The 11815-nt window shown below is 42.3% G+C and carries 14 protein-coding genes and 2 pseudogenes; 6 read left to right on the top strand and 10 right to left on the bottom strand.

Annotated elements, in window-relative coordinates:
- Window position 1 precedes the first annotated feature (1 nt).
- Window positions 2-883 (top strand): translation elongation factor Ts, encoded by an 882-nt coding sequence (gene tsf / locus FSU_RS06620; protein ID WP_014545687.1) that lies wholly within the window; start codon window positions 2-4, stop codon window positions 881-883.
- A gap of 114 nt (window positions 884-997) precedes the next feature.
- Here the strand turns inward: tsf and FSU_RS06615 are convergent, their stop codons facing one another.
- From FSU_RS06615 to FSU_RS16075, 9 genes and pseudogenes are all read right to left on the bottom strand, one after another.
- Complete coding sequence (locus FSU_RS06615) at window positions 998-1636, bottom strand: DUF4230 domain-containing protein (RefSeq protein ID WP_014545686.1); 639 nt, start codon at window positions 1634-1636, stop codon at window positions 998-1000.
- Window positions 1637-1720: 84 nt separating this feature from the next.
- A complete protein-coding gene (locus FSU_RS06610; protein WP_014545685.1) occupies window positions 1721-2164 on the bottom strand; it encodes a hypothetical protein in 444 nt (147 codons plus the stop codon).
- Between the two features lie 155 nt (window positions 2165-2319).
- Entirely contained in the window at window positions 2320-3663 is a 1344-nt protein-coding gene (locus tag FSU_RS06605; RefSeq protein WP_014545684.1) for a Na+/H+ antiporter NhaC family protein, read from the bottom strand.
- A 14-nt stretch (window positions 3664-3677) separates the two neighbouring features.
- A pseudogene (locus tag FSU_RS16740) lies at window positions 3678-3827 on the bottom strand (PDDEXK nuclease domain-containing protein); the annotation flags it as partial.
- A 28-nt stretch (window positions 3828-3855) separates the two neighbouring features.
- The gene (locus FSU_RS06600) at window positions 3856-5394 is read right to left on the bottom strand and encodes an ATP-binding protein (protein ID WP_014545683.1); all 1539 of its coding nucleotides are present in this window, start codon (window positions 5392-5394) and stop codon (window positions 3856-3858) included.
- 199 nt (window positions 5395-5593) lie between these two features.
- Window positions 5594-5947, bottom strand: coding sequence for a hypothetical protein (locus FSU_RS06595; RefSeq protein ID WP_015731870.1), 354 nt, complete (start codon window positions 5945-5947; stop codon window positions 5594-5596).
- A gap of 19 nt (window positions 5948-5966) precedes the next feature.
- Window positions 5967-7009, bottom strand: a pseudogene (locus tag FSU_RS06590) (ORF6N domain-containing protein).
- A 169-nt stretch (window positions 7010-7178) separates the two neighbouring features.
- Window positions 7179-7595, bottom strand: coding sequence for a helix-turn-helix domain-containing protein (locus tag FSU_RS06585; protein WP_015731868.1), 417 nt, complete (start codon window positions 7593-7595; stop codon window positions 7179-7181).
- The gene (locus tag FSU_RS16075; protein ID WP_208854524.1) at window positions 7555-7875 is read right to left on the bottom strand and encodes a type II toxin-antitoxin system RelE family toxin; all 321 of its coding nucleotides are present in this window, start codon (window positions 7873-7875) and stop codon (window positions 7555-7557) included. Before FSU_RS16075 ends, FSU_RS06585 begins: the two co-directional genes overlap by 41 nt.
- Before the next feature lie 483 nt (window positions 7876-8358).
- Here FSU_RS16075 and FSU_RS06580 point away from each other — a divergent pair, with 483 nt between their 5' ends.
- Genes FSU_RS06580 through FSU_RS06570 form a run of 3 tightly spaced genes read left to right on the top strand, consistent with a single transcriptional unit; the run spans window position 8359 to window position 10317 of the window.
- The gene (locus tag FSU_RS06580) at window positions 8359-8667 is read left to right on the top strand and encodes a hypothetical protein (protein ID WP_015731866.1); all 309 of its coding nucleotides are present in this window, start codon (window positions 8359-8361) and stop codon (window positions 8665-8667) included.
- A 53-nt stretch (window positions 8668-8720) separates the two neighbouring features.
- Window positions 8721-9365, top strand: a complete 645-nt coding sequence (locus tag FSU_RS06575; RefSeq protein ID WP_014545679.1) for a hypothetical protein — start codon at window positions 8721-8723, stop codon at window positions 9363-9365.
- 7 nt (window positions 9366-9372) lie between these two features.
- Entirely contained in the window at window positions 9373-10317 is a 945-nt protein-coding gene (locus FSU_RS06570) for a hypothetical protein (RefSeq protein ID WP_015731865.1), read from the top strand.
- Window positions 10318-10395: 78 nt separating this feature from the next.
- Here the strand turns inward: FSU_RS06570 and FSU_RS06565 are convergent, their stop codons facing one another.
- Window positions 10396-10710 (bottom strand): hypothetical protein, encoded by a 315-nt coding sequence (locus tag FSU_RS06565; RefSeq protein ID WP_015731864.1) that lies wholly within the window; start codon window positions 10708-10710, stop codon window positions 10396-10398.
- 138 nt (window positions 10711-10848) lie between these two features.
- On the opposite strand from FSU_RS06565, the gene FSU_RS06560 reads away from it, so the two are divergent.
- Window positions 10849-11085: a helix-turn-helix domain-containing protein gene (locus tag FSU_RS06560; RefSeq protein WP_015731863.1), complete on the top strand. Its 237-nt coding sequence runs from the start codon at window positions 10849-10851 to the stop codon at window positions 11083-11085.
- On the top strand, window positions 11082-11786 hold the full coding sequence (locus tag FSU_RS06555; RefSeq protein ID WP_014545677.1) for a SinI family restriction endonuclease: 705 nt from the start codon (window positions 11082-11084) through the stop codon (window positions 11784-11786). Before FSU_RS06560 ends, FSU_RS06555 begins: the two co-directional genes overlap by 4 nt.
- Window positions 11787-11815: the final 29 nt, after the last annotated feature.

The following is an 11815-nucleotide window of genomic DNA, read 5'->3' as shown; positions in this document are numbered from 1 at the left end:
TATGCAGATTACCGCATCCCTCGTTAACGAACTCCGCCAGAAGACTGGCGTCGGCATGATGCAGTGCAAGAAGGCACTCGTCGAAACTGACGGTGACATGGACAAGGCCGTTGAACTCCTCCGCAAGCACGGTGCTGCTGTCGCTGCAAAGCGCGCAGACAAGGCTGCTAAGGAAGGCCGCGTTTACCTTATCGAAACTGCTGACAAGGCTGCCGCTTTCGAACTCACCTGCGAAACTGAACCGGTTTCCAACAACGACGACTTCGTTGCCCTCGCTGCTATGGCCACCAAGGCTGTTGAAACGCAGGATATCGCTTCCGTCGAAGATCTCAAGAACGCTGTCGTCGATGGCGTCAAGATCAATGACCGCCTCCAGGACGTCCTCGTGAAGATTCAGGAAAACATTGACTTCCGCAAGTTTGCAGAAATCAAGAAGGTTCCGAACTCCGTGTTTGGCGTTTACAGCCACATGAAGGGCAAGATCGGTGTTATCACTGAACTCGCTTTTGAAGGCTCTGCTGACGAAGCTGCTCTCAAGCAGGCTGCTAAGGACATCGCTATGCAGGCCGCTGCTTTCGCTCCGGTTGCTTTGAACGATGCTGCAGTTCCGGCTGAAACGATCGAAAAGGAAAAGGAAATTGCCAAGGCTCAGATCGAAGCTTCTGGCAAGCAGACCAAGCCTGAATTCATGCAGCGCCAGATTGATGGCCGCGTGGCTAAGGTCCTTAAGGAAATCGTTCTCGAAGACCAGGAATTCTTCATGTCTGAAAAGAACCCGAAGAAGCTCTCTGTCAAGGACTACCTCCAGGAAGTCGTTGCAAAGCAGCTCGGCCTTACCAGCTTGAAGGTCGTGAACTTCATCCGCTTCGAACGCGGTAACTAATTAGTAGACAGTAGGAAGTAGGCAGTAGACAGTGATGCCACTGCTGAAAACGCTGTTCTCTAGTTAAAGTTTAAATTGGTCGTCCCTCGCGGGGCGGCCAGTTTTGTTTATAGTTTATTTTGAAATCGGAATTTCTTGCACGTGGTCGCGCTGTTCCAGGTTGACCTTGTAGCCGCTTTCGATGGTTGTCCCGAGCCGCAACTGGATTAACTTCATTGCGTGTTCGCGGGCCCTGCGCTTCAGCTCGGCACTATTTTCTTGCTCGTATTTCTTTTGTTCAGAAATAAAGAACTGCTTGAAGTCTTCAAAGCGGATATTGTTGAACCAGCCCTGCTTTTCCCAAAGAACCTGGATGCTTTCGAAATCAATGCTGTGGCTCAGAATCTTGGGCTCCGGCAGATAAATGAAAATGTTCTGCGAGTTCGGTTCGACAAGAATCTTGATATCCTTCAAGTCATAACCCAGCTTGACATCGCCCTGATAAACGAGCGAAAATTCCTTGATGGACTTGTTGATTCTCCAGTCGGGCATGTATTCAAGAAGCTTTTTGGCGTCCTGGTAGTTCGCGTTTTTGCGGTAGTGGTGATGGAGCGTCGCAAGCTCCGAAATCTCGCTGATTTGCTGTTCCACAAACTCGCTCGTAATGCTCGTCTGTTTTGTGTCTGGGTACAGCTTCTTCATGACAAGCGCAGTCGTCACGCTTGTAGCGCAAATGATGAGCAAAATCGCAACTATTTTCAGGGCGAGTTTCATGCTATAAATCTACGTTAAAAAATGCAAAAACGGAAAATGTCTATAAAAAAACGCTGCCCCGCAGGGCAGCGCTGATGCGTGAGCTCAGTTCTCTCCATTTCGTCTTTCTGTTTGCTCACGATCGATTGTGTATGTCAGGTATTCTTTGAAATCGCGGTCCATTTTCACCTCCTCATCATCAATATCGGGGTGTTCAAAAACGATTATGGCACTCGGATTATCGGTCCAGTCTACGAGAACCTGTTCATCCAAAGTAATGCTTTTGTCTCCTGGTCTTTTCACCACATACACGACCTTATCTTTATCAACCCAACCTTGCCCGCATTGGCCTTTGACGAGAACTTTTGTTTCTGCTTCTTTGACAATTGTCAGTTCGTCATTGAATTCTGCGGTGCAGACAACTTCGCTTGCATCTTGTGTTTTAGTGATTTCGATATCGCCTAGTTTTGATTGTACAATTCGTGCTGCGAATGATGTTGTCACCATCAACGCTAGCATGGCTATCGCCATAATTTTTACGCTTTTCATGATTGCCTTCTTAATTTTATTTTGAGACGTTTAACCGACTCAATTGTAAACTACAAAGTAACATATATGAGGAGTAGTTGTGGGGCAGTCTAAATTGGAATATGAAAAAAATCCCTGCAGAGGCGGGGAACCGTTAGTGCAAAATATTGTTGAATTTATTGTTTGTTCTTGCGTGGAGAAATTGCAATGAATATGAGTACGCTGACAAGTAACAGGAATGGATAGAACATGTAGGGAATGAGGTCGAATGCGCTGATGTTTGCGTTCGGGATAGCCGTTGAAATGGCTGCAAGTGCCACGAGCATCTGTGCGCCGTAAGGCAAAATGCCTTGCACCACGCAACTGAATATGTCCAGAAGCGAAGCTGTCTTTTTCGGCGAGATTCTGTATTCGTCGCCCATCTGCTTTGCAATCGGGCCTGCCATCACGATGGCGACCGTGTTGTTTGCTGTAGCAATGTCGAGTGCGCTCACCAAGAGGCCAACGCCCACTTGACCGCTGCGGTGCCCCTTGAACACTTTATGGATAAAGTCTAACAGAGCCGCAAAACCGCCGTGAATGCGGATGAGCCCGCACAAGGCGCTCACTAGAACCGCCACGAGAATTGTCTCGTACATTCCCGAAATGCCGTTCCCGATGTTCTGCAAAAGGCCAATCATATTAAGCGTGCCAGAACCCACCATAATGATGGAGGCTGCGACAATGCCGATGAGCAAAACTGCAAAAACGTTGATGCCCGTGAGCGCGAGCGCCAACACGAGAACGTAAGGAATAAGTTGTACGAGATTGTAGGAATTTTCTGCAACCGTATTTGCTTTGGTCACAAAGGAAATTGCCGTGATGATGATAATCGCGAGAAGTGCCGCCGGAGCTGCCACCAGAAAGTTCACACGGAACTTATCCTTCATCTTGCAGCCCTGCGTAGACGTAGCCGCAATCGTCGTATCCGAAATAAAGCTCAAGTTGTCGCCAAACATCGCGCCGCCAATCACCGTCGCTACGCAGAATGGAACGCCAAAGCCCGCCATCTGTGCGACTTCGACCGCAATCGGGGAGACCACTGCAATTGTGCCAACAGACGTACCCATCGCCGTAGAGACAAACGCCGCGACAACGAACAGCACCACCACCGCAAACTGCGCCGGAATGAAATCCAAGAGCAAGTATGCTGCCGCCGAAGCGCTTGAACGCCCGAGAATCCCCGCGAAAATGCCCGCGCAAAGGAAAATCAGGATCATCAAGAAAATATTGCGGTCGCCAAGTGCACCTGCCATCACATTCATCTTGTGGTCAAAATTCAGCTTGCGGTTCTGTACGCAAGCCACGAAAATCGCCACCAGGAACGCCGCGACAATCGGGATGTTGTAAAATCCCATCGGGATTTTGAGGATATATTCAAACGTGATGCCGAGACCCAGATAAAGTACCAGGAACACGGCGATAGGCAAAAGGGCAATCGGGTTGCCCTTGATCTTTTCTTGAATGTTTTCGTTTTGCATGACGTGAAAGATAGAAAAGTGGGGGCATAAATATTTGCTTTTTCGGGTAACGTCAACTTCACAAGGGTATCCTTCTTCTCTTTGCAAAGTAAAATGCCGATAGTCGGTTTTTTGAAATCCTGCTTTACATAACGATCATAGTAGTTTACGTACATCTGCATTTTGCGCTTGCGCCACGGGAGCAAGAAAATTTTACAAGTCCTTCGGTGTGGTTATTGAGAGAAAATTTAAGGAATAACGACCTGGTCCTACTCCTTCTATTTTATTCAAAAGATTTAGCGAGCGCATTCGTTTAATCATCTCTGTTGCGGCGGTTGGCTTGCACGCTAAAATTTTCATAATATCCTTTGCTGCAATTACTTGATTTTCGTCTATTTCATCAATGATTTTTTTCATTTTTTCTTTTATTGTCTTCCCAAAACCTGAATTTAATACAATAGATGCGATTTCCATTTTTTGGAGAGCAAATCCCGTTTTTTCAGATTCAATTCCCGTTTTTTGAAGAGCGAATCCCGTTTTTTCGGACTCAAATCCCGTTTTCTGAAGGGCAAAACCTGAATTTTTGACAATGACCTTCAAAATGAAAGAATCCTGACGGTATTCAGGCACAGGTAAACCTGACGCCTCCATTTCTCGATACATTCGGTCAACGCCTTCTTCAAAATCCTTAACATACTTGTAATCCTTTAGGTACTCCGCGATGTGTGAGTTTCGTGCAAAATGCGCATTCCTAATCTTGTCAATTTTTACTTGACTCGGCAAATTGCCAGGTGACTCGACAACCAAGTGATCATCGAACATCTTGATTTGAATTTCTGTTCCGCGAATAGAGTAATCCCTATGTGTTACCGCATTGACAACTAGTTCTGTACGTACAAATTCAGGATACTCAAGTTCTGTGGTAAAAATTCCGCCCTTGGTCAAATACGTACGTTCCTTGATTTGCGTCTGAATATAGGCAACAGCCTGCCGAATCTGTTCAAGAATTCGCCCCTCAAAGATTACGTCCTTGATGACATTCATCTCAGTTCCAAATTTTTCCTCGGTACCCTCATAGCGGATAAAGCGTACACGAGCGCGAGGAAAGAACTGCTGCGGATTCTTTCCGAATAGTAATATAGCTGCAACGCTTAGCCGTATTTCGCCGGCCTTCTCCTTGGCAAAGTTCTTGTTTTGCAATAGATACTCCCGAGGGCTTCTTGAGTATCCTACCATTTGCAGATACTCCTTGAGGTAAACTTCATCAATATCGTCGTAACTTGAATCTGGAACCAAAATATCTTCAAACGAGCGCAATCCTTTGTCTAGGCTAAGCGTCATGCGGTCCTCGTAAGAAAGAATTTTTGATTTGTCTCCAATCCGTATATAGGCGTCATGCGCTTGGTTCTCGTGAACAAGCGGACTCGCTTCTATATGGAAAACAAGAACATGGTTTGCCTTGCCGTTTGAATCTACACAATCCACAAATTCATGAACGAATGGAACCGTAGGCAGGCAGAAATCCATCGGTACTCGTAATAGCTCGTTTATTTGACGTTCCCGAGAATCAACGCCTTCTATGCGTTTGGTCTTGTCCGAAATGCCGACTACGATAATGCCGCCATCGGCATTGGCGAATGCGCAGACATGGTTGGAAAAATCACGCGGAGCAATATTAATGCTTTTGCGGTCAAAAGTCTGCGATTCTTCCATTGAAAGAATTGTAGCGATGTCGATATTAGATAGAGCCATTGCGCCTCCTTTGATTAGTTGAAGGCGTCCCCTTATTCCAAAATCACGGAATAAAAAAAGACGCGATTCTCCATTTGACAGAAAATCACGTGCTGCATTAATGTACCTAATATCGAAAATGTTGGCTAGGGGTGCAAGAAAATTTTACAAGAGCAATGTGCCTACTTCCCATTCTGGATTGTGGCTATTTCGGCATTTATTAATCTTCTCGCTTTTTCAACTTTAATTTGTTTATAACCTTCGACACCTCGAGCACCACATCTGTGTATTTAGTTTTTTTAGTGTCAAAGCAAAGTGTTTTATCATAGTCAATAAATTTGATACAGGTCCCAGTACTCCAGTAATAACTTACGTTCTCGTATGTATTGCTAATTTCTTTGAAAAATTCTACAACCTTTTGCGCATTATTTTTTTCTTTTTGTAATGGCGTAAATATTCGCTCCAATTTATCGTACAACTTTTTTTCTTCTTCATTGAAGCCGCTTTCCCCATCAGCGTACATTCCCCAGTTGTACATCATTTCAACTTCTTTTTCTGTAAATGTATAGTTCATTTTTACCTCGCTTTTGTAATTAAGTTTCCTGCTTGGCGTACAGTTCTTCAAACATGTTCCGGTATGCCTCAATGTCATCCAGTTGAACAATAGTCGTAATCTTATTGCCGGCGTCCTTACTAGAAGCCCCGCAATGGTACAGCTTTTCGCTTTTGGTCTTGATATCGATTAGAATGTATCGGTCGTGGAACTTGTGCGCAGCAGAAATTTTGTCAATCGAAATGCCCGGCATCGCAGCACGAAAATCGTTGAGCATATCGTCTGTTTGCGGGTATATTGGTCACTCGCAATCAAGATGGAAACGCCTTTGTGCGCATTTCTGAGCAAATTCAACGTCTTGATGTCAACATAGTTATCGACAATCAACAGCGTTTTCTTCGCCATGCCGTAAATCTGTGCGTAGGCGACATCGGCTTCCAACTTCTGTCCATTCAGAATCAAGAAGTGCTTGTAAGTCGATGGATCGACGAAATTTTCCATGACCATCTGGAGGTCCATATTGATTTTTCCCAAATCACTCCGAATGTCGCGAACTTCGCCGGAAAGTTCCTTTACTTCGGCAGAAACCACCGCAATTTCATGTGTATTTTGAGCAGTCTGCGCTGCAATCTGGGCGATTCCCGCAGTTCCGAGCAGTTGCTGATTTTCTGCAACGATATAGTCTTTCATCTGCTTAAAAAGACGAATGAGGGCCATACTCTGTTGTATCGCTAAATCGCCTTTCAACACGGTCATGAGCATGTAAATACCTTGTTCCGTAAAAACAAAGGGATAGGAGCGGTTCATTGTGCTGATATTTGCGGTGCAATTTTTGCATCGCAATTCTTCAACTTCCCTTTTGGACAATTGGAACCGGAAATCCTCCGCAAAACGCTCAATATTATTCTTGACTTGCCGGTTAAAAGCTCCGGTACTATACCCATAAATTTCGGCTAAATCGGCATCAAGCATGACCTTGGCCCCTCGGATGGTATAAATACGCGATTTGAGCAAGTTCTCGTCTATCAGGGACATTTCTGATTTGACTGGCGCAACAGTCACATTTTTTGTGTTCTTGGTCATTTAGCCTCCATGTGGTCACGATTTGTGGCCGGTTGATGTTAGAGGCGTCCCCTAATTCTGAAATTACAGAATAAAAAAGACGCGATTCTCCATTTGACAGAGAATCACGTGCTGCATTAATGTACCTAATATCGAAAATGTTGGCTAGGGGTGCAAGAAAATTTTACAGTCAGAATTTGAAATATGTTTCAGGCGGGACGTCGAAAATTTGAGACAGCTTTGCGGCCATTTTCTTGGATACCGGACGACGGTCATGTTCCATCGCAGAAAGGTTCTGTATAGAGATGCCGAGTTTTTGCGCGAGAACATTCTGCGTCCATCCGCGAAGCCCACGGTCGGCACGGATGGCCTTGCCTGGTGTCATTTCCGCGGACATTCTCTTGTTCCAATCGGTACTTTCGAGCACAACCGATTCCTCATCCATATCATGACGTTTTTTGAGCGGCGTTTCATAAATCTTGACACATTTCGGAAACATGTACTTGAGCATCCCCAAAACGAAGTCGGGAATCTGTTCTCCTTCGATCTTGAAGGATACCGGCTTCTTAGTGCCGTGCGTAGGGGGCGCTTTCACGACTGCCAACATAGTAGACCTCTATAGTTAAAGTTCCCGATTCATTTTTCCAACATGCAACCCATTTTCTTGACAAATGGCAATGATACATGTTCATACCGAGTTTAGAATAATTCATAAACGAGGGCTGTTCAGGACCTCTTGTTTCCAAAGCCGTTTTCAAACGGAAGAACTTTTCCTGTTCTGGCTTGGGCATTTTATCAAGGTTCTTTAAAGCCTTATGAGTTATTCTGACCGTGTATCTTTTTATAATGTAATCAAATTTTGACAAGTTGTCAATATTTTCATTCATGATAGGTGCTTTTTGCCTCCATGTGGTCACAATTTGTGACCGGTTGATGTTAGAGGCGTCCCCTAATTCTGAAATTACAGAATAAAAAAAGACGCGATTCTCCATTTGACAGAGAATCACGTGCTGCATTAATGTACCTAATATCGAAAATGTTGGCACAAATGCGTAAGGCGAATGTCGCAAAAATAAGCTTGCTTATTTTTATGACTGAGCCTAGCATTTGGCGCTTGCGCCATGGAAGCAAGAAAATTTTACAAGGCGTTCCCCGGCCCAGGTCCCTGAGCTTGCCGAAGGGCCGGGTCGGGCTATATTCTAGGGGCAATCGCCTACGCTTTCGCTTGCCGCTCGCCTCCTAGAACCAAGCCTCGCTATGCGAGTCTTGTCCCCAAGGGGTCACTATCCCTAACGCAAAAAAATCTTTGGACTTTTGTATGGAAATAATTTATTTTAATTTGCAGGTGTTTAACTGAAAAGGAATCCAGAATGAAAATAGAAATAGCAGAAAGCATGCTTTATTCCTGGCTGAGACATTGTAAAGGCTGTCAGATTGTTCAAACTAACTTCAAGGTGTCTAGATTCTGGCAGCAATATAATGAATCAGAGCTAGAAACTCTATATAATCGTTTTCAAGATGATGAACGTTTTTCTGTTTTTCGTTTTACATCAGGCAATCGACCACAATCCTTTTCAACCGTATTGGAATCCACCGAATGTGATTTATTAGGTCTTTTGTTTGAAGGAGGTCGTACAAAATTTTTGCCTATGAATCAGCTTTTCATGAAAACGGTTTAAATTATCAAGACACTCAAAAAAAAGTAATTCATAAATTTTTCAGAAACTATTTAATGACGAAATCCTTTTTCCCAAATAGTGCCATAGAACTAACATTTATTTCGCCTAGAATTGGAGATACTACTTTAACCCAATTAAATGCAAATATCAATAATCTAAGAGACTTTTTTTCCGAAAATAATTGCGAAGTTGATCTAAAGATTATCGCAAATGAAGAATTTAAATCAAGCATATTGATTCCACTTTGCAATTTGACCGACAATATAGCTGACGAAAGCGAATTGTTTATTCGAGCTGTAAAACTTTGGAAGATGACAGAGATTAATCCAGGAAGACAAAATAGGATTCGAAGGTTCAATAACCTCGCTCCAGCGCAAGCTCAAGTAAATGAGAATTTGGCTGAATTAAGACCTGGATTTATTGTTAAAACCAGACTGTATGATCTTTTGAAAAGCGGCAATTTATCTAACGAAGAGGTATCCAATTTACAAGACGCTGCATACTGCCGTCGTACATTTGGAAATCTTCGCTACCCAGTGTTAAAGCTAACTGATGCTGGGCGTAATGATAATCATGGCAGATCCAGATATTATGCCGATGATATTTCTATCAGAAATGAACATTACTTTGTTACTAATGACTGGTATGATCGCAACATGAACTCATTATTGCAATACTTGGCTGAACATAACATATAACCCAAATATGAAAACATGTCCCACAGCAAATACAAAACCGAAAAAACAGTACCTTATAGAAAAACTCATAAAAAACACGGAAGAGTATTGGCGATTCTGCAAAAAAGAAAATAGTCGATATCTTTCTTGGGAACACTGCTACTCGGCTTTTTGTGAAGTTCGAAATAAAAAGTCCATAACAGAGAGTGACAAAGACCGCCTTTGCCTTCATCTGGCTTTTTATCTTGCTAGCTGGGGAATGTATCGCGGATCCTCCTTCCTCCTGCAACAAGATAACAAAATCCATCGCAAAGTTGTTGAAATGATTTTGAACTCGGACAAGCGTCTTCAAGGAGCAGGATGTAAAGAACTTATCAATTCAGAACTGAACCTGGCATTATGGGATTTATCAGAAAAAATCACTGAATACTACTCCGATGTTCGAAAAAGTGTTTCCGATTTATTGTACAAGGAAGAAGTAGAATCTGATCTGTCGACAATCCTGATAACAAAAGTCCTTTTAGGAACTCTGGGATGTGTTCCCGCCTATGATCAGTATTTTGCCAAAGGTGTCGCATATGAACAAGTAACGACGAAAACATACAACAAAACATCCTTGAACAATCTTATAGAATTTTATAAAAATAATTTTGATCAATTAGAAAGTTATAGGGTAACACTCCAAAAAGGGAACCTAGAATATACGCAGATGAAATTGTTGGATATGGCTTTCTGGCAAATTGGATTTACATCAATAAATTTCGAACTGCACGATGAGCGTGACAGAATCGACGAAAAAACAGTCATCCAACGTAAAAATAATGAGTTAACTTTTGAAAACAGTGTGAATCTTTTTATTGATGAAAAGAGGCTAGATCGCAATCACTTAATACAAAAATGGCCCCAAAACAGGAATAAGATCATATTATGCAAAACAACAGGGGCCGGCTCAATAGAAGGGAAGATTTTTTGAGATAAATCTAAATAACCCCTATGCTAAAAATCATAGGGGTTATTGTTCTATAAAATAGTGATAGAGACTGGGTATCTGCTACAGCAAATTGTTATCTGCAGCAAATTTCCTAAAATAAGAGATGGCCGCTTGAACGAATCCATTTTTTAAATAGGAGCTATGACCATCATCATCCCATTGGCGAAGTAGCTGTCTGTAAAAAATGCTATTCCTTTCGCTAAGGTCATTTTCTTTTTCGAGAATCTTGTAAGCATTCCCGTAACCAAGATTCGGCAAGTTTAGATATTCTGCCAAATATTTAATTGCAAGATAATAAGATCTTGCCTTACCACTACTCACATTTGTTGTTTCGCAATAAGGAATGTAAAGCCGTTCAAAAGTGCTGAAATCCATAATTTGATCCTATTGTTTATTAACCTTCTATCTAAACATAACTCAAAACAGCACTATTAGGCAACAAAAATACCAAAAAACGCAAAAAACAACGGATAGTGTGTTGCTCTTTTGAATTTCATTTATATAATTGAAAAAATGAACGATCCCTTCCTAAAAAATTTTGGCTTACTAGTTAAGAAAGCTAGAGAAAAGAAATGCATAAGTCAGGAACAGCTTGGAAATGCTGTTGAAATGCATAAAAACTATATAGGAATGATCGAGAGAGGAGAAAGAAACATCTCCTTTCGTAAGGCGATAGTCCTAATTCAATATCTCAACATAAACATAATGGATCTGTATAATGTTACTAATGTAGGAGAGATAAAAAAATGAACACATCAGAAATAATAGAACTTGCAAATCAATATTATTCAGAGGAAACGGAAGAATCCGGATTCAAAATTGTAACTCCTGTTTGGTTACAACAAAATTCAAACGCAAGTCAAGCAGATGTTGAATCGTTCATAAACAAATTCTTCAATGCCTACAACCATAGGCCATCAAAACGAATATCTGGAAAAATGACTACGGTACCGGATAAACTGATAGACAATCTTATTGGAGCACGAATAAAATCTTTTACCCCTAATGACATTGCTCTTATTCGTTTTGGCCACAGGCTTTCAATGGGAGCCGAAAATATAATCGGTTTGATTCTCGAGGAATATATCCATACGAAAGTACTAAAATATGGATGGGCCACTTGCTGGGGCAGCTGCATCAAAGCTGTTGACTTGTGCAATAAAAACGGCGACCTGATTCAGATTAAAAACAAAGACAATACAGAAAACAGCTCCAGCGATAAAATACGAGCAGGCACAACCATTCAAAAATGGTATCGTCTTAGCTCAAGGACGGGGCAAACAGAATGGGGGGCTCTCAATACAATGCTTGGCATACCAGCAAGTGACAAACTCAGTGAGGAAGAATTTATTCAGTTTGCACGAGCTGTTGTTATAATGAATCCAAAGTGTTTATACGTGGATTTAGCTGAATGCGAAGCTATCCAGAAAATACTTAATTATAGAACATAAATCCCTTTTACAATTGATTATAGGAAACG

Origin of the sequence: Fibrobacter succinogenes subsp. succinogenes S85 (assembly GCF_000146505.1) — a bacterium.
GTDB lineage: Bacteria > Fibrobacterota > Fibrobacteria > Fibrobacterales > Fibrobacteraceae > Fibrobacter > Fibrobacter succinogenes.
This window is presented reverse-complemented; position numbering and strand designations above follow the sequence as displayed.